The following is a 20,546-nucleotide window of genomic DNA, read 5'->3' on the forward strand; positions in this document are numbered from 1 at the left end:
AAACAGGCCCTGCTGAGGAGCAACCTGTGAGGAAATAACCAGTGTGTAACGAAGTATACCGTTAAATAAGGCCAGACATTGCGTTCTGGCTTTCTTTTTTGGTGTATACTTTGGAACACCCAATGCCTAAAAAAACCTAAAAGTCCCGTAGGGAATATAAAAAAAGCATCGGAAAACAGGCTTGTAAAACCCGAACAAAAAACTAACTTTACCGTAAAGGAACGTTCTTTATAAAGCTGAAAAGTCGCTGCCAGCGAATCCGGCGAACTGTAAAAAAGTTGCGTAAGGGCGTTAGATTATGGCGCAAGGTTTTATGATCCGGTTATTGGCAGGTGGAATGTGGTGGATCCAATGGCGGAGAAAGGTAGAAGGTGGTCGCCATATACTTACGCGTTCAATAATCCTATTCGATTTTTAGATCCGGATGGGATGTGGCCAGGAGAAGGTTTATGGGGGGCAATTACAAAATGGTTTAATACGCCTTTAACCAAGAACCAAAGAGTCGTTAGTCAGTCTGTCAACGAAAGTGCAACAGGAAAACGATATGAATCTAAAACTGTCGGTCAGGTATACGTTGCTGCCTTTACGGCTGGTTTAGTACATGCAGTTCCCGGGACAAATTTGGGCAGTCTTAGAAGGCCTGCAATTCATGCTTCTGAATCGGCTGCTCTTCCAAAAACGGCAGTGTCAGAATCAAGTGTGACTTTGCATAGGGGGGTTAATGAATCTCATGTTGGTTATGCAAATGCAGTTGAAGGAGTTGCAGTTCCACGTGGTGGTGCGGCTACAGCCGCTGAACATAATGGAGGAAATACAGTTAGTTCTTTTACCTCTTGGACGACAAATCCAGAAGTTGCGCGCAACTATGCATTGCGGCCTAACGGGACCGGTGTTACGATGGAAGTCACCGTACCGACTAGTAGTACCGTAGCGAGTCCTAGCCTAAAACGTGTTAATCTTATTCAGAGCCCGGGTACCGTAGTTAACGAGTCTGAAGTGTTATTGAGAGGCACTATATCTGGTGCTAAAATTAAACCGGTCAACTAAAAAAGAATAAATGGAAAACTTTCCCGATTTGAAGAATAATGAGGTTACATTAATGAGATCAGATGCTCTTACTGGTCATGTGCTAGATGACCAGTGTGTATTGGCTTTAAATGATACTCAAAAAGTATATACTATATTTGACGATGTTCAATTGGCTTTGAAATATGCGGAGGCATTGATATCAGTCAAGGTGAATATTGAATGTGTTATATATGATAAGGATCAGGAAGTAATGCATTATTTGCCTTCAAGAAATATAAAGCCTAACTAAAACCCTAAATAAGAAAAGCCCGGACAAGCCGGGCTTTTCTTATTTAGGGTTTTATGTTTTCTTTGTTTTGTAGTCCTTGATTACCAGATTCATGTAATGGAAGATGTGCTTTTTTTCGTCCTCAGATAGGGTTTCCAGTTCATCGAGACGTTTAACCATCTCTTTGTCGTAGGAGGCATTCAGGTCTTCACCAAGTAAATAATCCACTGAAACATCCAGTGGCCTTAGCAAGCTTTACAATAACTTCCACGGAAGGGGAATTGTCGTCCCTTTCATACTTTCCGATCATTACCCTTGAAGCTTCTACTCTCTTGGCCAGGTCGTCCTGTGACCAGTTTCTGGCCTTTCTCAGTTGTATAATCCGTTCTCCGATGTTAATCATATTTATCTAAAGTAGCCTGTTTGTATGGTGGAACTTATATCGAATTTATAAACGCACGTGCTGAACTTAAGGCCAAATGGTTATCAAAATATAGCGGTTAATTTAAATGGAGATTATTAAAGCATTGGAATGGAGATATGCCACCAAAAAAATGACTGGCCGTATTGTGCCTGAAGCACAGGTTGGGCATATCCTCAAGGCTACGCATTTAGCTCCATCTGGTATTGGTTTACAACCCTATGAAGTTATCGTGATCAGCAATCAATATCTTAAAGAGGTGATACTGCCGGTCGCGATGAACCAAGCACAGGTTATGGAATCATCTCATTTGCTCGTGTTTGCAGTTTGGGAGGAATATAGTCATGAACGGATTGACAGGGTATTTGAGCGTTTGGATGCTGAACGTGGTTTAGTGCACCCAAACGCTGAACGTCAACGTAACTTTGCTAAACAGTTTTTCGGGCAGATGAATTTGGAAGAGAACTTTCACCATGCTGCCAAACAAGCAAATATAGCTGATGTAAATGGTCGAATTAATTTAAGTGCGTTCATGTTATGAAATAAAAATGATACAAAACATCGGTATGTGCCAAATTTCCCAAATATTCTTTAATATTGGAACATTAATACTTAAATTTAACTAGGGAAACTGAGATATTCATGGTACCATACACCGCATATAGTGACGAAGAACTGGCTGATCTTTTAAAGAATGAAGACCGGTTAGCTTTTAAGGAACTGTATTCAAGGTTGAAGAATATTTATTTCATATTATTTATTAGGTGCTTATTTTTGAAGGAGCAGATCCAAATTGTTTCTTAAAAGCATAAGAAAAATGTGATAAATCTTCAAAGCCTAAATCGAGATAAATATCTGATGCTTTTTTTCCTTTTTGAGTAATTAGGTAATGGGCTTCCTGCAAACGCTTTTGTAGCAACCATTTGCCAGGAGTTATTCTAAACCATTTCTCAAAATCACGTTTAAAAGTTGCAAGGCTTCTGCCTGTGAGGTAAGCAAACCTATTTAAATGTACATTAAAATGATAGTTCTTGTTCATAAACGCTTCTAAATCTATTTTGTGTGGCTCACTGAAATCGAATAAAATATTCTTCAGGTCCGGGTTTATTTGAAGTAATAGCAATATGCCCTCTTTTATTTTTAATTCTATTAATTGCTGATTATTCAAAGTACCGTTATCACGATAACCTAATAGTGAGTTGATATAGGTTTTGACAGGAGCATTTATTTTTAATTCATAAACCGATTTATCTTGTGGGGTATGATCTGCATATATTCCATATTCTATACTGATTTTTTTTAGAATTTGTTGGTTGAGGTAAATTGATAAAGATTTGAATTCTCCCTCTTGTGGTGGTTGCTTTTCAAATTTAATCAACTGGTTTCTTCGGATCAACCTAAACGTGCCATTGCGTGAAGGATATTCTTTGCTGCTGTCATTAAGTGTTAACGAACCTGCTATAACATAACTCAATGTATGTTCAGGTACAAAATGCTCGCCTTCCCTGCTACTATTGTAGTAGCAGGAATATACGATATCCGAAGATTGTTTTTTGTTTTCCATTCAAATCACTAAGGTAAATAAAAGCAGAGAATTAAAATTTTATTCCTTTTGCTTTTAAATATTCTTGTCCCTGTTCTGTATCCATAAAATTTTTGCTGTCGCTATGGTCGGTAGAAATGCTTACAGGCAACCATTTTTCAAATTCAGCTTTTCTTATTTCATCGGCACTTTTTAATATTTGAACAGCTTCACTTCCTAAAACCAAATGCAGGGGCGGCTCTGGATTTTCTACTAATTCAATCATTACCTGAGCTGCTTTCTTAGGGTCGCCCATAGGTATAAATGTGCCGGAACTTAAAAATGTTTTTATGCTTCCCACCGTGTTTTCATAACCTTCTACATCTTTAGCAAATGTCATAGAATCACCTGCCCAATCGGTGCGGAAACCACCAGGCTCTACCGATGTTACTTTAATCCCCAAAACCTTTACTTCTTTACTTAATGCTTCTGCAAAACCCTGCAAACCAAATTTGGCTGCTTGATACATACTTAGCCCTGCATTCCCAACCCTGCCACCAATCGAACTGATTTGTAAAATATGACCTGAACGTTGCTTTCGCATAATAGGTAAAATAGCACGGGTAATTTCTATCGGGGCATATAAATTTACCTCTAACTGGCTGCGGACTTCTTCATCTGTAAAAGCTTCGGCTGCACCCGTAATACCAAACCCTGCATTGTTTACCAGCACATCAATTTTTCCAAAGTGCTTTACTGCTGTTGCTACGGCAGTATGAATCTGTGTTTTATCGCTAACGTCAAGTGATATCGCGAGTATTTGATCTGGGAATCTTTCTATCAAATCTTTTAAATGTTCGGGCTTCCTTGCAGTTGCCACTACCTTGCTTCCAGTTGCCAAAACTGCTTCTGTCAGGCTTCTGCCAAGTCCCCTTGAACTACCTGTAATAAACCAAACTTTTTTCATTGTTATTGAATTTTAGTAAAGCAAAGATCCAAACAAAATAGTCTTTTAGCTTTGTTAGAAAGCTCAAAGTTGGTTTGCTTAGAAGGTCAAGTAGCCGAAGCGATCTAATGTTTTAGCTTTTCTATTTTATTATGAATCTTTAATGTTTCTTTTAAGGCCGCAGAGCCGTACCAATCTCCCTTCAGTTCTTTCGCCAGGGCCTCATCATAGTTCGTATTGATTTCCTGAGCATAAAGTTGGATGGAAAGTATTTGAAAGGTAAAACGTATTTTGCGATAATATTTCGGTATTTACTTGGTTAACACATTTAATAAATTTAGAATGAATAATTCCGCTTGCAAAAATTTAAAGCACTATTTGGGACTTGCATTCCTTTCCCTCTTTTTTATTTCCTGTTCCTTTAGAAAAGAAAAGATCGCTTCAAATCAGTTAAACCTGGTTCCGTTCAAACATCAGGTAGGAGCGCTAAATCTTCCTGATCATATTGCGCCAATTAACGCACCTTTTCAAATGCCGCAATTGAAGAAATTTTCATTTCCAGCACTAAGTGCAAATATTATAGCTAATGGAGCGAAGGAAGGATCTAAAGTAACCAGGCAAATTCAGCAAACTATTGACGCCCCGGTTATTTGTCTGTTGACAATAGCAAGCGCTATATTTCTTATTATACCAATGCGGACATTAATATCGTCAGTGCCTCCTATATCAAAATGAGGGATATTATGCTTTCTTATGCCTTAAGGCCTAACCTGTTACGTATGCTTAAAATTGAAAGCCTGACACTAAGGGCACAACTGAATAACATCATGTTGTGGAAAGCGAACAAATATGGAATTGATCCTGAATACCAGGATTATACCTATGGAGGCCGTGGATTGCGCAACGACCATACGTTCAATCTTGGATTAAATATAAATTTTTAATGTACCGTACCATGAGAAAATATATCAATATAATAGCAGCGGGGATCTTTATTTTGTCTGTCATCTCCTGTAAAAAAAGTTTTCTGGAAGTTGTGCCTAAGGGGAAGCTGATTGCACAAACCTACCAGGATTATAATCTTTTAATGAATACCTCTGAATTTTATCTATACCCGAGCTATGGTCCCTATGAGGCGGCCATGATCATGGGAGATGATGTCGCGGCGCTTGATGTGTACTATAATAGTGCTCGATCAAATGCTGCGACGGCATTGTTCAGGTGGGATGCCAATATTTTTATGCCAGGAAACGCATCAACCGGCAATTCTGAAATTCCTATCTTTTTGCGCACGATGCTCCTCAATATTTACACCTGTAATAAGATCATCAATGAGGTGATGGATGCCACAAAAGGAACCGAACAGCAAAAGCTGGAGCTTTTGTCGGAAGCCAAAGCACAGCGGGCATTTATTTACATCCAAATCATTAATTATTTCGGAAAACCCTATAATGCCAGTACTGTTTCAACAGATCCGGGATGGCCAATTGTTACATCTACGGATATCACAGCTACAAATTTTAAGCGCAACAGCCTTCAGGAAGTTTATGATTTTATCATCAAAGACTTTAAAGATGCGATACCCAATCTTCGTGTACAACAAGATTTTCCTACCCGGATGTCCAAAGCAGCAGCCGAAGGATTATTGGGAAAACTCTATCTTTTTATGGGCAACTCAACAGCTAAAAGTTTTAATAAGCTTAGTTATGAGCAGATTGCGGATTACGATCAGCTTTTTCGCTTTAAAATGAGGCATCTCTTACTGGAGATCCTGAAGCATATTTATCAATTAGATGTATACATTTCTGTTGCAAGGGTCGCTGAAGAAAGAAATTACGTGTTTCCTCAGGCAGTTGATCAGGCAGAACACCTCATCAGGTTAACTGAACTTTACCATCCGCTTGTTAAAAATGCCAAATCAAACAGCATCGATATGACACCGGACAAGAATATCGTTTTTTTAACGGGTGCGAATATGGCAGGTAAATCTACTTTTATGAAATCTCTGGGTATTGCCCTGTATCTGGCACATATGGGCTTTCCTGTTGCAGCAGCAAAAATGCAATTTTCAGTCCGCGATGGTATTTATACGACCATCAATTTACCGGATGACCTCAGCTCCGGGAACAGCCACTTTTATGCGGAAGTATTACGTGTGAAAAAAGTAGCCAAAGAACTGGGCTCTGCAAAGAACCTCTTTGTCATCTTTGATGAGCTTTTTCGCGGTACAAACGTGAAGGATGCTTATGAAGGTACGATTGCAATAACTGAGGCCTTTGCTAAAAAGCCAAACTGTATGTTTGTGGTTTCTACACACATCATAGAAGCAGGGGAAGTTTTAAAAGAAAGATGTAGCAACATAAATTTTGTCTATTTACCCACTGTTATGGAAAATAATATGCCAAGATATACCTACAAACTTGAGCATGGAATAACAGCAGACCGCCATGGCATGGTTATCATTAATAATGAACGGATCCTGGAAATCATCAGGAGTAAGAAAAATAAACCAACATCATCATGAATTTTTATGCAGACAAACAGACCCAGGAGGATTTAAACCTATTGGGCCGATATAAAAATAATTCTATTGCGCAGCTTTTTGATGAGGCAATTACCGCAGGAGGAAAAAAGCTGATGGATAAAATGTTTCAGCAACCACTTTCTGATCCGATAGCCATTAATCAACGTAGTGATACTTTCCGGTACTTTTCCGAACTGTTGCTTTCTTTCCCTTTTACTGCTGTTGAGTTTGCGGTGATGGAAGATTATCTGGCTTCCGATGGTGGTGGTAACTTACTACAGATGGCATCAGGGGTCATTTATAAAAAAATATTACAAGGTATAGCAAACGATAGCGACTTTGAATTGCTTCAGTCAGAAGTCTTGAAAACCATTGAGCTATTGAACCGTTTCTATGCGTTTGTCAGCCTGTTGCCAAAATCAAATCTTGCCTATCGTGATCAGCTGGAGCGGATAGAAAAAATTTATGCGCATCCAAGTTTACAATGGCTGAGGGGAAAACCTGAAATATTGGTGTTCTCTGTTTCTAAAATAATCCGGTTCGATTATTTGTTTAGATATGTGTTGCGTGAGCAGATGAATGAGCTGATTGAACTGATCTTTGATCTGGATGTTTGTATCGCAGTTGCGCGTATAGGGATCAAAAAGAATTTTTGTTATGCAAGGGCTTTTGGTAAAGAAAAGAATACCATGAAGGTGAAGCGACTTTTTCATCCTGTGCTTGAACATGCGATAGGGAATGACTCCTGTTTAGATCAAGACCACAATGTGCTCTTTCTTACCGGTGCAAATATGGCGGGCAAATCTACATTGATGAAATCTTTTGGTATTGGTATTTATTTGGCCCATATGGGATTTCCGGTTGCTGCAGATCATATGGAGTTTTCAGTGAAGGATGGTTTGTATACTTCTATCAATGTTCCGGACAATCTGGATATGGGATATAGCCATTTCTATGCAGAGGTTTTGCGGGTGAAGAAAGTTGCTGAAGAAGTTGCGGCATCAAAAAATCTGGTGGTTATATTTGATGAGCTGTTTAAAGGCACCAATGTAAAAGACGCCTATGATGCTACACTTTCCATCACAGAGGCATTTTCAGAAAACAGAAATTGCTTGTTTGTGATTTCAACGCACATTGTTGAAGTAGGAGAAGACCTTAGAGGCCGCTGTGATCATTTTAAATTCGCATACCTGCCTACAGTCATGGAGGGGGTTGTACCTAGATATACCTATAAACTCACTGAAGGAATAAGCCAGGACAGACAGGGAATGATCATCATTAAAAATGAGGGAATTCTGGATCTTATTCAATCCTAAATATACGAAAGTAAGTGCTGCAGGTGATTCGCCATCACCTCTGTTAAAGGTCTCATTGTTAAGAAGCAGGGCAGCGCCGGTAATGACGCTGCCCTGCTAGTTTACCAGGATCGAGTTGTTACAATAAATCGTTTATTGCTTTTATCGCACCTGCTTGTGAAGGAAGCGGGGCGCTCATTTCTACAATCTTAAAATCTTTATCGATTAGCAAGACCCTGGGGATGCCTACAATGTTGTAAGTGCTGAGCTTAATCCGGTTCCGGTGAAAATCATGTTCATTTCCCATATTAACAGGAAAATCGATTGGAGGAGTTGCATTCTGACTGGGCATTGAAACAATTCTAATTACGGGGATGATCAAATTTAGTAATTATATATGGATGCAGCAGTAGATTCTAACGAATTCCTAAATGCACTAATGAACGCTCTCAAAACAAAAAACTCACCGGATATCATCCAATGAGTTTTCAGTTAGCATGCTACCGGATGCTTCAGATTACATTAAGCATAAACTATTATTTTCTTTCGGCAATTAGGATTGCAGCGAGTTTATCCGGCATAGAAACGAATGGTGTGTGGCTGCTTTGCAGGGTATATACTTTATCCACTTTACCTGCTTTCACCATATACTGTTGCGCAGGATAGCTGATCGCATTATCATTAACCGTATGGATATAGACTTTTTTAATGCTACCGAAATTTTTGTCAGTCAGCTGAACCGGTGTGGCAAGAGGGGCCAGTGGTTCGGGTTTAATGTGAGCGGCAATATATTCCTGAACTTGCACAGGTGCATCGGCAGCAAATATATCTGCTACGGCATCTTTCGCTATGACTGCTGCACCATGTTCCTGATCAATAGTTAGGGATTTGCCGATATGAGATGCGGGGTCTTGTTTTGCCAAGGATAAAAGGCTATCACCATCATGCGGCAAGGCTGCTGCAAGGAAGATCAATTCTTTAATCTGATCAGGAATTTGTTCCGCTACCTGGCTAATCACCAGTCCGGCAAAACTATGTCCCACCAAAACAACATTACTGCGGGTGCCGATAGCTGCCTTTACCTGGTCCACATAAGTCTGAAATGTGATACCCGCAAATGAGGTTTCATCTTTTCCGTGACCTGCAAGGTTCACATTGATGACCTCTCCGCCTTCTGCCTTTAACAATGGGATTACTGCATCCCAGGAAGATGCATCCGACCATGCTCCGTGAACAAGTACAATCGTTTTAGAATTTTTGCCGGTTGTTTTTTGTGCTTGAGCAGTAAAACCTAATATACTCAATGCCATCATTATTATTGCTGTTTTCATATTGTCTAATGCCTAATTGTTTAGGACATGACAAACATCGGGCTATGTCGCGGCAATAAGTTTAACCCAAGTTAAAATCGAAAATAACCTTAAAAAAAAAGAAATAGATCAATCGGACGCCATAAGATGAACGTCATGTTTGAAGCGGCTTGATTTTCAAGTAAAAATAGCTAATTTTACTATGTAGTGATCGACTTACATAAGTGGGGGGTAAAACATAGAAAAGCTATCACTCAAAAATAAAACCCAATCCCAACATGAGCATCATTAAATCAGATTTGTTTTACAGAGCGCTCGAACAATCTAACCTTCCACTTGTGGAGTTGTTTTCTTCGACCTCAGCTTTTAGCCCTATTCCTGATGACTGGGATATTATTTTAACAGATATTAAAAACTCAACTGCTGCGGTTGCAGAAGGCAAGCACCAAACTGTAAATTTAGTTGCCACTTGTACGATTGTACTGGCACTCAACATTGCCTTTGTTAAAGGGATTGATATACCATTTTTTTTTGGTGGTGATGGGGCTACCTTCATCGTGCCTTCGACAATCAGTAAACACATCATGAGCTCGCTTGAAAGTTTCAGGGCCAATACGAAAGAAAATTTCAATCTTGATTTAAGAATAGGAGTGATCCCGGTAAGAGACGTTTATAGCGCGGGGTTTGAATTACAAATTGCCAAACACAGCAGGTCTTCTGTTTTTTCGATGCCGGTTATCTTGGGGAATGGACTTAGCTATGCTGAAGAGTTATTAAAGAATGAAAGCAGTGAATTTGCAAAATCTTCGGAGGCTGCAGATGAAGCTGATTTAAGCGGAATGGAGTGCCGGTGGGACCAGATTCCTGTGCCGGTAGATCAGGAGGAAGTACTCACCCTGTTAATCATTGGAAAAATTGAGCCTCAAGGTATGACTTATAGCAAGGTGTTAGATAAAATTGATTCAATTTATGGCAGCGATAAGCAGCGACGACCCATTTCAACGAAAAAACTTAAACTTAAATCCACCTATAACAGGCTGAGGAGCGAATCGCTTGCCAAGTATAACAAAGGTCGATTGTCCCTTTACCTTGTGAATGGAATTTCCGGTCTGGTGGCTTACTTATATTTCTTGACCAGTTCAGGTCAGCGATATCTGAGTGACCTGGTAGAAATGTCTGATAATCTCGTACTCGACGGGAGGATCAATACAGTGATTTCCGGTACCAGGCTGCAAAGGATCGAACTTATAGCAGCCTTGGATAAAATGGAATCTGAGGGTGAAATTACGTATGGTGCCCATATCAGCACTTCCTCTGTGATGTCCTGTTATGTAAGGGATATGAAAAACGCCCACATTCATTTCGTTGATGGCTCCCAAGGTGGTTATACCATGGCAGCCAGACAAATAAAAAGTAAGAAAGTAAAGAGTAGTAATAGTAATCCTCATCTATAGGCCGGCAGTCGTCAAAATAAAAAAACTCACCGGATATTCATCCGATGAGTTTTTAATTAGGCCACGCCGTTCAATGCATTAAAAGCCTTTTCGGGAGATTCTTTATTTAGGTTATAAAAATGATCAGAAAAGCCGATCCTGATTTCAAATTTGTCTTCAGCTATACCGTTGATAATTGCATCGGCAACTGCAGATGGGGGCATCTTCTCGACAGGAATATTTTTGGAAAATTCCGTGTCCACTAATGGAGGTAATATTTCAAATACTTTAACATTAGATTTTGATAATGACAATCTTAATAACCTGGTATAAGATTGTAAGGCGGCTTTGCTGGCGCTGTAAGTGGGCATAACAGCCCAGGGAACAATAGCAACAACTGATGTGATGTTGATTACTGCAGGCGTTGCATTTTTCTTTAGAAATGGCAAAAGCTTTTCAGTTAATCTTACCGGAGCCAAATAATTTATCTCCATCTCCTTGCGGGCACCATCATAAGCATTGGAGTTCTCATTTAAAGAATACTGATATGCGCTGCCGGAGTTATTGACCAATATGTTTAAATCGGGGTAAAGTGACCCAACTTTATGCACTAAAGCATCCAGTTCACTTTCCACAGTGACATCACATTGGATCACACTAACGTTATCCATACTGTCGGCAGCAGCGTTCAACTTTTCAATATTTCTGCCTGCGATAATCACCTTGTTACCCAGTGCAGAGAATTTACGGGCAGTTTCCAGACCAATACCGGAACCACCACCGGTAATCAGGATTGTGTTGTTATGAGTTTTCATAGCTATTTTTAATTTATATATAATTATTATATGCTTTCGGCAATTAGGATTTCAGCGAGTTCATCCGGCATAGAAACGAATGGTGTATGGCTGCTTTGCAGGGTATATACTTTATCCACTTTACCTGCTTTCACCATATACTGTTGCGCAGGATAGCTGATCGCATTATCATTAACCGTGTGGATATAGACTTTTCTAATGCTACCGAAGTTTGTATCGGTCAGTTGAACCGGTGTAGCAAGAGGGGCCAGTGGTTCGGGTTTAACGTGAGCGGCAATATATTCCTGAACTTGCACAGGTGCATCGGCGGCAAATATATCTGCTACGGCATCTTTCGCGATGATTGCTGCACCATGTTCCTGATCAATAGTTAGGGATTTGCTGATATGAGATGCGGGGTCTTGTTTTGCCAAGGATAAAAGGCTATCACCATCATGTGGCAAGGCTGCTGCAAGGAAGATCAAATCTTTAATCTGAGCAGGAATTTGTTCCGCAACCTGGCTAATCACCAATCCTGCAAAACTATGTCCCACCAAAACAACATTACTGCGGGTGCCGATAGCTGCCTTTACCTGGTCAACATAAGTTTGAAATGTGATACCCGCAAATGAGGTTTCATCTTTTCCGTGACCTGCAAGGTTCACATTAATGACCTCTCCGCCTTCTGCGTTTAACAAAGGGATCACTGCATCCCAGGAAGATGCATCTGACCATGCTCCGTGAATAAGTATAATAGTTTTAGAATTTTTGCCGGTTGTTTTTTGTGCTGTTTTCATATTGTCTAAGGCCTAATTGTTTAGGACATGACAAACATCGGGCTATCTCCCGGCAATAAGTTTAACCCAGGTTAAAATCGAAAATCCTCTAAAAAAAAGTGTTTTTAGAGGATTTCAGCAATCCGGCAACCTGATGTCAGGTCAATACATTATTTTCCAACCATTCTTTTACGAATCCGGCTCAGCGATGGGCCTTGGATACCCAGATAAGAGGCAATGTGATAAAGTGGCACCACATTAAAAATATTGGGATGCTTTTCCATCATTTCGCGGTAACGCTCCTCCGGCGTTTTAAACAAGAATCCTTCCGTATTGACCATAACTTCATGAAAAGCCGTTTCGGCAACAATCCTTCCAAACCGTTCCCAGGGATGTGATTTACCATACAGTTCAGCCAGGTGATCCACATGTATATATAGTATAAGCGAATCAACCATCGCTTCCGTATAATAATCACAGGCTGTCTGGCCTAAAAAACTTTTATAAGATGCTACAAATTGGTTGTCCGTAAAAAACAGCATATTTTTTTCTTCACCCGTATCGCTATTTGCCCGATAGATTCTAAATACGCCGTTGATCACAAAGCCCAGGTGTTTACAAACATTTTTATATTCATTATAAAACTCACCTTTTTTATACTGTTTCAATTTCCAATAAGGCAATGACAATTCAAATGCTTCCGGTTTCATGCCGGCAGATCCTAAAATCGTTCGTAATCGTTCTATTTCTGTTGTGTTCTCTGACATGTGATAAAATTATAAATTTATTTACACTATTTTTCGATTTTAACCTGGGTTAAACTTATCCGGCGAACATAATCGGATGTTTGTCATGTCCTAAACAATTAGGCATTTCGAATCATGAAAAAAGTTATATTAACCTTACTTTCTGTAGCTATAGCTACCATTATGTTTTCATCTTGTTCAAAAAAGAATGATGAAATGAAACCTGTCGCTAAAAATTATGTCCTTGTACACGGAGCATGGCAGGCACCTTATGTATGGAATGCCGTAAAGACAAGCCTGATCAATGAAGGCAATAATGTAACCGTTGTAGAACTTCCGGGCCATGGCAGCGACAATACTGTTCCTTCAACATTAACATTAAACACTTACAGAGATAAAGTAGCTGATGCGATATCAAAAATAAACGGCAAAGTTATCCTGGTAGGCCACAGCTTAGGCGGAATGATCATTTCTGCTGTTGCCGAGCAAAATCCTTCGAAAATCGAAAAGCTGGTTTATATCGCAGCCTATCTGCCAACTTCCGGACAATCGCTCCAAGACCTTGCTTTAAGTGATGCAGGCTCTTCACTGGGCGGGGAAGGAATACTTATTGGTAATGCTGATGGAACTCTTGATGTAAAACAAGATCAGATCACTAATATCTTCATTCAGGACGGTTCTGCTCAGATTAAAAGCCTTGTTTTACAAAATTACCGTCCTGAACCAGCAATTCCATTTATGAATCCGGTGACATTAACAGCTGCCAATTTCGGTTCTGTGGAGAAAGTCTATATTAAAACCTTGCAAGATCACGTAGTATCTCCATCCTTACAAAATCGCATGATCAGTGCTGCAGGCGTAAAAACGATATATCAATTAAACACCAGTCATTCGCCATTCCTTTCAAAACCTGATTCAGTGGCTTTATTACTAACTAAAATAGGACGATAATATTGTCGGCAAATTTTGATAGAATAGATATAAATGAAGAGGGTGTCCAAAAAAAATAGACACCCTCCTTTTTATGGATGAGATTTCATTGCTCTATTTTAACAGTGTAGCCAATTTTTTTTGCAATTCTTCACCCCTTAGGTTTTTAGCTACAATTACTCCGTTAGGGTCAATCAGAAAATTTTGAGGAATTGCCTCTACGCCATACAATACCGCTGCCTCATTTTCAAAGCCTTTAAGGTCTGAAACCTGCGTCCAGGTTAATCCATCCTTTTTAATGGCATCCAGCCAGGCTTGCCTGCCCTTTTGCGAATCGAGAGACACACCAAGAACCGTGAAATTTTTATCCTTATAGGCGTTAAAAGCTTTAAGTACAGCCGGATTTTCTGCCCGGCATGGCGCGCACCAGCTGGCCCAAAAATCAATCAGTACATATTTGCCTTTAAAAGAAGACAAGCTAACCGGCTTATCGGCCACATCGTTCTGTGTAAAATCTTTGGCTTTCGAGCCCAACAGGGTCATGTCATCCAGCGCTTTCCTTTTGGCTGCTGCCTCAAGCTGGGCTTCTTTCTTTTTAGTGAAGATATTGTTTATCGCAATGCCAACGGATGAAGAACGCAGCGAAGCAGGTACGATCTGATTTAAGGTATCGGTCATTTGCGGGGTTAAAAAACCAGTGGAAAACAGTGAGTAGGTCAAATATGGACTTACCGGTGATTCAGGATTCTTCCTTATATAGGTGATCATATTAACCAAAGCATTTCCAAGTAATGCTGAACTTCTTTTTTGTACTGATTTTTTTAAAGAGTCATTTGTTTTATAGGCTTCACTTTGGAAGATCTTATTGATCGCAGCTGATTCAGTAAGCGCAAAGCTGGTTATTTTATGAAATTCAGTATTTGCCAGCGTCCCGGTTCCAGTAGCAGTGGTATTGCCTAAATTCTGATCGGATAACAGGCTTATAGTGCCATTATCCAGCATTAGCGTGTATTGATTCTTGCTGTCTATTTCTTTAGGTTCAGCAGCCACCAATGTCATCAATGCAGGTACCGAGACGTCAACGCTACCTTTAAAAGTATATTTGCCATTTATTACCATAGCACTGTCTGTTGGCTTTTTTACCACCGGATCATAGTTCAGGTAAATTTTAGCCGGCATTGCAGCCATATTCTTCAGGCTGCCACTGATGGTAAAGTGCTTTACCTGGGCTATAGCAGGCAGGGATATTAAATAAGTCACTGCAGCTAGTACTATTCTACTGGTTTTCATCTATTTGTAGTTTATGTGATCTTGTGAAGAGATAAGTGTTCAAAAAATGTTGTTTGTAATGAAGCGATCATCACTGATCGCTTCATGTTTTATGTTAATAACCTTCAGTTTGTCTCAGTTTAGGATTAGCCAAAATGTCGTTAACAGGTATTGGAAAATTCTGCTTTAATGGATTCCAGGTTGCTCCATTACCTTTCTGTGTAACTACTAAATTCATCACAGCATCAATAGTACTTGTACGTTTCAGATCAAGAAAGCGGTGGCTGGATTCGGTAAAGAGTTCTACACGTCTTTCCCGGATAATCGCATTGATCATATCTGTTTGTCCAACAGCATTAGTTCCATTCAATCCGGCTCTGATCCTAATCATATCCAGATCTGCTTTTGCACCATCTAAATTATTTCGCCTTGCACGTGCTTCGGCACGGATCAGGTATTGCTCAGCAAGTCTGAACAGGACAATATTCTCCGCACCAACTACAGAAGATTTATATTTATTGGGAAAATATTTGATTTGTGCAGGTATAACAGGATTCGTTGTGCTGGCTTTCATTGTTGCAGACCTTATCCAGTAGGTCTTCCGAAGATCATCAGCCAAAGTCGTTGAATTTTTCTCAAAGACACTGATTAGCATCGGACTGATCGCAACGTTCACACTTCCCCAATTGCCGCCGGCATTATAGTCAACAATAGCGGGCATATTGTTGTTATATATCACATAATCCTGATTAATCCTTGTGGATCCCAGGTTAAAAATGGTTTCTTTACTGGCGGACAGGAAAACTTTGTCAATGTCTGAAGGAGGCAGTAAAGTGTAGGCAGAAGCTCCGTTAATGGTTGCTGTGATCACATCATTTGCCTGAATTTCTGCATTAGACCAGTCTTCTGTATACAGATAAGTACGGGCAAGCAGAGCTGCCGCTGTAAATTTGTTTGGTCTTCCGCGGCCGGTAGTGCTAAGGCCGTTGCCATCTTTGTATTCATTTGACAGCAATTCCTTCGCCTTCAATAAATCCGCTGTAATCAGTTTATAAGCTTCTGTTTTAGCAACTCGCGGAAGGTCTTTATTCATCAGATAGTCACTGGAGGAGGTAATGACAACATCACCATAATAATTGGCCAGGTAAAAGAAACAAAAGGCTCTGATAAAATAGGCTTCACCTAACCACTGGTTTTTGTAAGTGAGGGTATTGGATGTAGTAACGCCTTCGATAGTCAGGTTTGCATTATAAATCTGTTTATAAAGGTTACTCCACAACCCTCCGGTATTGCCTGCATTTATTGCATTGGTATAATACAAGTTTTGGTTTGCGAAGGTGATATTGAGGTTTTGAAGTTCATCGGTATACAATCCGGTAAAAAAACACAGGTTATTGGTTGCTGACCCATCGAAATATCCCTGGGTTGAAAAATTTCCCAATATGTTATTGATAGTTGCCGCACTTGACTTATCATTGGTATAAGCACCTTCCCCGGCAATTTTGTTAACCGGCAAAGGAATATCCAGGTACTTTTTACATCCCGTAGCAGCGATCAACACAATTGCTAGAACCCATAGCAATTCTTTTAAAGGGGTCTTAATATATATATATATTGATTTCATGATCTTATTTTTTATAGTGAAACTCTTAAACCTCCCGAAAAATTCCTTAATGGTGCCATTCCCGCACCCAGGTTTTCGGGATCCAGATCTCCGTATTTAGAGATGGTCAGCAAGTTTGAACCTTGTGCAAAAACCGTCAAACTGCCAAGGCGAAGCCGTTTGGCTATTGCAGCAGGTAAAGTATAAGAAAGATTCAAACTACTGAGCCTGGCGTAAATCGCCTTTTCATAGGCCCCGGTGCCGAGCAGAAAGTTCGTTTGCGCATAATAGGCATAGGGTCCTGCACCTGCTCGCTGCACAGTGGCGATATCGCCTTTATTTTGCCAACGTTCTAAGGCCGCAGTAGTCGTATTTACATACCCAACGCCCGGAGGATATTGAGAAGATCCCAGAAAGGATTTACCCATTCTGCTTGTAAAGGTGAACACCACATCAAGGCTAATATTTTTATAGCTGAAACTATTGCTCAACCCACCGTAAAATTTTGGGGAGAGGTCAATAAATTCCGTTTTATCAAGGTTTATGTCCAAAGCATTGGTCCCAAAAGGGGGAGGGGTAAATGCTGATTTCACTCCATTGCGGTCAATAAAGTTGTATAATCCTGTTTCAGGATCAACCCCCGCATATTGATACAGCCTGATGCCATTTATGGATTTGCCGATTACTCTGTCGAAATCTATAATTGTCGTCCCAAGTCCGGGATAGGAGACCAATTTGTTTTTAGGCAGCGTGAGGTTAAAACGCGTAGTCCAGCTGAAATGCTTTCCGGTTAGATTCTTGCTTGTCAGATCAAATTCCCATCCGTAGTTTTTAACAATGGCAGGGAGATTCATATTTCGTGTCGTAAATCCGGTAACAGAGGGTAAGCGTTGGTTAAGCAGCTGCTCGCTTGTTTTTGTGTTGTAATAAGTGGCATCCAAAGTGATTCTTCCATCAAAAAACTCTGTTAAAATGCCGATGTCTGTTTTTCTGTTGAGTTCCCAATGTAAGTTCTTGTTTTCCAGATTGTCTGCCTGTAAGCCTAAACTGCCTTGGTAGGATACGCCTGAACTGTAGGTGGTGATGTAAGAATAACTAGCGACCGCATCACCTCCTGAAGTCCCAGTGCTTGCTTTTAATTTGGCAAAAGAAATTATGGGCAATAAACTTTTAAACCATTTTTCAGTACTAAAGATATAGGTAAACCCTATTGACCCGAACTGGCCAAACTGATAATTTTCACCAAATTTAGTAGAACCATCACGACGGCCTGTTAAATTTAAAACATATTTGTTATCCCATACATAACGGATGATCCCAAAATAACCAAGATACTTATTAGGCGATTGATTATAGGTGGTCACAATATTGGCCTGAGGATTTGTCCCAGGTGTCAATTTGTCGGCGAATGTGGGATTATACAGCATGGCATCAGATATAAAATCATTACCGGTAATGGAAGAAGAATAGGTAAGTTGATTTTCGAGTGTACCTCCTGCCTGAACATTTAACTCGCCTTTTTTTCCTAAAGCGGTCTGATACGACACATTCGGTTCAAAGGTAATGTTCCGGATGGTGTAAAAGTTTAAAGTGCTACTTGTTTTAAATGCGGTTCCGGGCTGGAAGTAAGAAGAAGGCAGCGCTTTTATGGCCTTGGAGTTTATATAATTATAGCCAATCTGGGTATTAATGGAAAGACCTTTTACAGGTGCATATTTTAAACTGAGCGTAGATAACAAATTGTTGGTGATATTTTTGAATATAATATTCTTTGCTGCTGCCGGGTTGCCTAAGTCTGCATAGTCAACCCAGTTTAAACTACCGTCAGCTAAGAACAAGGGTCCTGAATTGGGCGCGCTGGTATAGGCATTTCCCTGGCTAAAATCGTAAGGAACCGCATCATCTGTAGTCGATAAAAAGCTGCCAGACAAACTGATGTTAAATTTATTGTCCTTTACACTGTTGTTGATGTTAAAATTTAGTCCGCCGTCCCTAACAGAACCTTTGCCAATCTGGATACTGGTTTGTTTACGATAGTTTCCACCAATTAAGAAGCTTATATCTGAAGTCCCGCCTGAGTAAGTGGCATCTATCTTGTTTACTGAAGCATGATTACCGGCTAATTCCTTCTGGAAATCTATATAACGATTAGCATTAGGCCCATTAATGTCGGCAAAGTTTGGCGCCGAAGTAATGGTGACGCCATCATTCTTATATGCCTCCGTTCTCAACATGATATATTGTTCTGTATTGAGCAATTTAGGAGAAGAGCCGCGCATGGTTAGTCCGGAAGTAGCACTTACATTTAGCTTAGGTGACCCTGCTTTGCCTTTTTTAGTCTTGATCAGTATGACTCCATAGGCACCTCGTGAACCATATATCGAGGTGGCATCTGCGTCTTTTAGTACGGTCACGGATTCAATTGTAGAAGGATCAATATAATCCAGGGGATTACCACCAGTTAATTCAACATTCAGATTTTCCCTGGCGGGACCGAGTTGATTTAAAGGAAGGGCTCCGCTGGGAAGGGATACACCATCTACTATGATTAAAGGACTAACCCGATACGAATTGCTGATGTTCTGTTGTCCCCTGATCTTCAGGTTAAAGGGTGAACCGGGTAGTCCGCTCATTTGTTGTACAAATAAACCGGGTACCTGGCCCTGTATAACCTCCAGCACATTCCGTGAGGGATTTTTAGCAATTTCTGCTGCGGTTATGGTTGTACTATTACCAGTGGCCAACCTCTTTGTTGTGGAGCCATAAGCTGTAATCTGTATCTGGTCCAGATCGCTGGAGGTAACTTCCATTTTAATCAGCAAAGGCGTTTTGATCTCCGATGCTTTAAGCTCCTGCGTCCGGTATCCTATATAACTAATCACAAGCCGGTCATCCTCTGCTATATTCAATAGGTGAAAAATACCACGCTGATCTGTTTTTACCGACCTGTTATTGCCCTTGATCGTTATCGTAGCGCCGATTAATGGCTGATCGTTCTCATCCAGTACCTTACCCCACACTTCAGTTGCCTGAATAGTAGAAATAAGCTGCTCAAAAAAGCCTTTTTCTCTGGCTTTGATCAGGATCAACTTATCTCTCAACTCATATTCCAGATTTTGATTTTTGAGCGCAGCAGCTACCGCTTCCTCTGCGGAATAATTCCTGATGTTTAAACTTATGGTGCTTGTGCTTTTCAGCAGGTCAACATCAATTAAAATTTTATATCCGGACTGGGCACGAATTAGCCGGAATACCTGTTCCAATTGCATGTTCTTTTGGTTAATGGTCACTTTTTGTGCAAAAGTGCTGGCACTGACCTGAAAGACGATGACGATCAATAATAGTATGGTTATTTTCATAGCTAAAATTAAATTGAGGCCTTTTGGATAAATCAATGATAGATCAAAACTCCTTACTTTGCAGGCCTTTGGCATACAAAGTTTTCTTGTAAAATTTTTATACATTTACTTAGTGGTTAAGCGGTGTCTGCATGGATCTTCGAGGATACTTAGGCAGGTACTGCATTTAAAATTGTGTTAGTTCATGATTTTGCCATCAGTAGAACAGGGGTGTTAGTCGCATCCCTGTTTAATTTATGGACTTCCATTACAGCCTTAGGGGCTCTTTTGATTCTTCGTTTTCATGTCTTTGTTGGTTTAGTTAAACATATGATTGTTTGT

At 40.1% G+C, this 20,546-nt stretch carries 20 protein-coding genes and 1 pseudogene; 9 read left to right on the plus strand and 12 right to left on the minus strand.

Going from position 1 to position 20,546, the window contains the following annotated elements; genetic code table 11:
• Positions 1-294: 294 nt before the first annotated feature.
• Together FBD94_RS26630 and FBD94_RS20970 are read left to right on the plus strand one after the other, a co-directional pair.
• Positions 295-438 (plus strand): annotated as a pseudogene (locus tag FBD94_RS26630) (RHS repeat-associated core domain-containing protein); the annotation flags it as partial.
• 661 nt (positions 439-1,099) lie between these two features.
• Complete coding sequence (locus FBD94_RS20970) at positions 1,100-1,318, plus strand: hypothetical protein (protein ID WP_136881655.1); 219 nt, start codon at positions 1,100-1,102, stop codon at positions 1,316-1,318.
• A 51-nt stretch (positions 1,319-1,369) separates the two neighbouring features.
• On the opposite strand, the gene FBD94_RS26140 is transcribed toward FBD94_RS20970, so the two are convergent.
• Together FBD94_RS26140 and FBD94_RS26145 are read right to left on the minus strand one after the other, a co-directional pair.
• The gene (locus tag FBD94_RS26140; protein ID WP_205945918.1) at positions 1,370-1,525 is read right to left on the minus strand and encodes a hypothetical protein; all 156 of its coding nucleotides are present in this window, start codon (positions 1,523-1,525) and stop codon (positions 1,370-1,372) included.
• Positions 1,506-1,700, minus strand: coding sequence for a helix-turn-helix domain-containing protein (locus FBD94_RS26145; protein WP_205945919.1), 195 nt, complete (start codon positions 1,698-1,700; stop codon positions 1,506-1,508). The genes FBD94_RS26140 and FBD94_RS26145 overlap by 20 nt, the downstream gene beginning before the upstream one ends.
• 106 nt (positions 1,701-1,806) lie before the next feature.
• Here FBD94_RS26145 and FBD94_RS20980 point away from each other — a divergent pair, with 106 nt between their 5' ends.
• Positions 1,807-2,259 carry a nitroreductase family protein gene (locus FBD94_RS20980; protein ID WP_136881656.1) on the plus strand — a complete coding sequence of 151 codons (453 nt, stop codon included), beginning with the start codon at positions 1,807-1,809 and terminating at the stop codon, positions 2,257-2,259.
• A 219-nt stretch (positions 2,260-2,478) separates the two neighbouring features.
• On the opposite strand, the gene FBD94_RS20985 is transcribed toward FBD94_RS20980, so the two are convergent.
• Both FBD94_RS20985 and FBD94_RS20990 read right to left on the minus strand, forming a co-directional pair.
• On the minus strand, positions 2,479-3,282 hold the full coding sequence (locus tag FBD94_RS20985; protein ID WP_136881657.1) for a helix-turn-helix domain-containing protein: 804 nt from the start codon (positions 3,280-3,282) through the stop codon (positions 2,479-2,481).
• Between the two features lie 31 nt (positions 3,283-3,313).
• The gene (locus FBD94_RS20990; RefSeq protein WP_136881658.1) at positions 3,314-4,207 is read right to left on the minus strand and encodes an oxidoreductase; all 894 of its coding nucleotides are present in this window, start codon (positions 4,205-4,207) and stop codon (positions 3,314-3,316) included.
• A gap of 321 nt (positions 4,208-4,528) precedes the next feature.
• Between FBD94_RS20990 and FBD94_RS20995 the strand changes: the two genes are divergently transcribed.
• Genes FBD94_RS20995 through FBD94_RS21005 form a run of 4 tightly spaced genes read left to right on the plus strand, consistent with a single transcriptional unit; the run spans position 4,529 to position 8,026 of the window.
• Complete coding sequence (locus FBD94_RS20995) at positions 4,529-4,921, plus strand: hypothetical protein (protein WP_136881659.1); 393 nt, start codon at positions 4,529-4,531, stop codon at positions 4,919-4,921.
• Positions 4,922-4,965: 44 nt separating this feature from the next.
• Positions 4,966-5,130, plus strand: a complete 165-nt coding sequence (locus FBD94_RS26010; protein ID WP_169472376.1) for a hypothetical protein — start codon at positions 4,966-4,968, stop codon at positions 5,128-5,130.
• An 11-nt stretch (positions 5,131-5,141) separates the two neighbouring features.
• A complete protein-coding gene (locus FBD94_RS26355; protein WP_235884586.1) occupies positions 5,142-6,710 on the plus strand; it encodes a MutS-related protein in 1,569 nt (522 codons plus the stop codon).
• Positions 6,707-8,026, plus strand: coding sequence for a MutS-related protein (locus FBD94_RS21005; protein ID WP_136881661.1), 1,320 nt, complete (start codon positions 6,707-6,709; stop codon positions 8,024-8,026). The genes FBD94_RS26355 and FBD94_RS21005 overlap by 4 nt, the downstream gene beginning before the upstream one ends.
• Positions 8,027-8,144: 118 nt before the next feature.
• On the opposite strand, the gene FBD94_RS21010 is transcribed toward FBD94_RS21005, so the two are convergent.
• Both FBD94_RS21010 and FBD94_RS21015 read right to left on the minus strand, forming a co-directional pair.
• On the minus strand, positions 8,145-8,357 hold the full coding sequence (locus tag FBD94_RS21010; protein WP_136881662.1) for a hypothetical protein: 213 nt from the start codon (positions 8,355-8,357) through the stop codon (positions 8,145-8,147).
• A gap of 184 nt (positions 8,358-8,541) precedes the next feature.
• Entirely contained in the window at positions 8,542-9,336 is a 795-nt protein-coding gene (locus FBD94_RS21015) for an alpha/beta fold hydrolase (RefSeq protein ID WP_136881663.1), read from the minus strand.
• A 257-nt stretch (positions 9,337-9,593) separates the two neighbouring features.
• Between FBD94_RS21015 and FBD94_RS21020 the strand changes: the two genes are divergently transcribed.
• On the plus strand, positions 9,594-10,769 hold the full coding sequence (locus tag FBD94_RS21020) for a DUF3095 family protein (RefSeq protein WP_136881664.1): 1,176 nt from the start codon (positions 9,594-9,596) through the stop codon (positions 10,767-10,769).
• A 56-nt stretch (positions 10,770-10,825) separates the two neighbouring features.
• Here FBD94_RS21020 and FBD94_RS21025 read toward each other — a convergent pair whose 3' ends face one another.
• From FBD94_RS21025 to FBD94_RS21035, 3 genes are all read right to left on the minus strand, one after another.
• Complete coding sequence (locus FBD94_RS21025; RefSeq protein WP_136881665.1) at positions 10,826-11,563, minus strand: SDR family oxidoreductase; 738 nt, start codon at positions 11,561-11,563, stop codon at positions 10,826-10,828.
• Between the two features lie 26 nt (positions 11,564-11,589).
• On the minus strand, positions 11,590-12,339 hold the full coding sequence (locus FBD94_RS21030) for an alpha/beta fold hydrolase (protein WP_136881666.1): 750 nt from the start codon (positions 12,337-12,339) through the stop codon (positions 11,590-11,592).
• A 149-nt stretch (positions 12,340-12,488) separates the two neighbouring features.
• Complete coding sequence (locus FBD94_RS21035) at positions 12,489-13,085, minus strand: Crp/Fnr family transcriptional regulator (protein ID WP_136881667.1); 597 nt, start codon at positions 13,083-13,085, stop codon at positions 12,489-12,491.
• Between the two features lie 114 nt (positions 13,086-13,199).
• On the opposite strand from FBD94_RS21035, the gene FBD94_RS21040 reads away from it, so the two are divergent.
• Positions 13,200-14,015 carry an alpha/beta fold hydrolase gene (locus tag FBD94_RS21040; protein WP_136881668.1) on the plus strand — a complete coding sequence of 272 codons (816 nt, stop codon included), beginning with the start codon at positions 13,200-13,202 and terminating at the stop codon, positions 14,013-14,015.
• Between the two features lie 93 nt (positions 14,016-14,108).
• Here the strand turns inward: FBD94_RS21040 and FBD94_RS21045 are convergent, their stop codons facing one another.
• The 3 genes from FBD94_RS21045 to FBD94_RS21055 form a co-directional block, all read right to left on the minus strand.
• The gene (locus FBD94_RS21045; RefSeq protein ID WP_136881669.1) at positions 14,109-15,284 is read right to left on the minus strand and encodes a TlpA disulfide reductase family protein; all 1,176 of its coding nucleotides are present in this window, start codon (positions 15,282-15,284) and stop codon (positions 14,109-14,111) included.
• A gap of 94 nt (positions 15,285-15,378) precedes the next feature.
• A complete protein-coding gene (locus tag FBD94_RS21050; protein ID WP_136881670.1) occupies positions 15,379-16,887 on the minus strand; it encodes a RagB/SusD family nutrient uptake outer membrane protein in 1,509 nt (502 codons plus the stop codon).
• A gap of 11 nt (positions 16,888-16,898) precedes the next feature.
• Complete coding sequence (locus tag FBD94_RS21055) at positions 16,899-20,225, minus strand: SusC/RagA family TonB-linked outer membrane protein (protein WP_169472377.1); 3,327 nt, start codon at positions 20,223-20,225, stop codon at positions 16,899-16,901.
• Between the last annotated feature and the right edge of the window lie 321 nt (positions 20,226-20,546).

Source organism: Pedobacter hiemivivus (assembly GCF_005144565.1).
GTDB lineage: Bacteria > Bacteroidota > Bacteroidia > Sphingobacteriales > Sphingobacteriaceae > Pedobacter > Pedobacter hiemivivus.

Excerpts from the sequence above, each read along its gene's own strand:
- FBD94_RS20970 (WP_136881655.1), top strand. The coding sequence starts at position 1,100 with ATGAGATCAGATGCTCTTACTGGTCATGTGCTAGATGACCAGTGTGTA.
- FBD94_RS26145 (WP_205945919.1), bottom strand. The coding sequence starts at position 1,700 with ATGATTAACATCGGAGAACGGATTATACAACTGAGAAAGGCCAGAAAC.
- FBD94_RS20980 (WP_136881656.1), top strand. The coding sequence starts at position 1,807 with ATGGAGATTATTAAAGCATTGGAATGGAGATATGCCACCAAAAAAATG.
- FBD94_RS20985 (WP_136881657.1), bottom strand. The coding sequence starts at position 3,282 with ATGGAAAACAAAAAACAATCTTCGGATATCGTATATTCCTGCTACTAC.
- FBD94_RS20990 (WP_136881658.1), bottom strand. The coding sequence starts at position 4,207 with ATGAAAAAAGTTTGGTTTATTACAGGTAGTTCAAGGGGACTTGGCAGA.
- FBD94_RS20995 (WP_136881659.1), top strand. The coding sequence starts at position 4,529 with ATGAATAATTCCGCTTGCAAAAATTTAAAGCACTATTTGGGACTTGCA.
- FBD94_RS26010 (WP_169472376.1), top strand. The coding sequence starts at position 4,966 with ATGCTTAAAATTGAAAGCCTGACACTAAGGGCACAACTGAATAACATC.
- FBD94_RS26355 (WP_235884586.1), top strand. The coding sequence starts at position 5,142 with ATGAGAAAATATATCAATATAATAGCAGCGGGGATCTTTATTTTGTCT.
- FBD94_RS21005 (WP_136881661.1), top strand. The coding sequence starts at position 6,707 with ATGAATTTTTATGCAGACAAACAGACCCAGGAGGATTTAAACCTATTG.
- FBD94_RS21010 (WP_136881662.1), bottom strand. The coding sequence starts at position 8,357 with ATGCCCAGTCAGAATGCAACTCCTCCAATCGATTTTCCTGTTAATATG.
- FBD94_RS21015 (WP_136881663.1), bottom strand. The coding sequence starts at position 9,336 with ATGAAAACAGCAATAATAATGATGGCATTGAGTATATTAGGTTTTACT.
- FBD94_RS21020 (WP_136881664.1), top strand. The coding sequence starts at position 9,594 with ATGAGCATCATTAAATCAGATTTGTTTTACAGAGCGCTCGAACAATCT.
- FBD94_RS21025 (WP_136881665.1), bottom strand. The coding sequence starts at position 11,563 with ATGAAAACTCATAACAACACAATCCTGATTACCGGTGGTGGTTCCGGT.
- FBD94_RS21030 (WP_136881666.1), bottom strand. The coding sequence starts at position 12,339 with ATGAAAACAGCACAAAAAACAACCGGCAAAAATTCTAAAACTATTATA.
- FBD94_RS21035 (WP_136881667.1), bottom strand. The coding sequence starts at position 13,085 with ATGTCAGAGAACACAACAGAAATAGAACGATTACGAACGATTTTAGGA.
- FBD94_RS21040 (WP_136881668.1), top strand. The coding sequence starts at position 13,200 with ATGAAAAAAGTTATATTAACCTTACTTTCTGTAGCTATAGCTACCATT.
- FBD94_RS21045 (WP_136881669.1), bottom strand. The coding sequence starts at position 15,284 with ATGAAAACCAGTAGAATAGTACTAGCTGCAGTGACTTATTTAATATCC.
- FBD94_RS21050 (WP_136881670.1), bottom strand. The coding sequence starts at position 16,887 with ATGAAATCAATATATATATATATTAAGACCCCTTTAAAAGAATTGCTA.
- FBD94_RS21055 (WP_169472377.1), bottom strand. The coding sequence starts at position 20,225 with ATGAAAATAACCATACTATTATTGATCGTCATCGTCTTTCAGGTCAGT.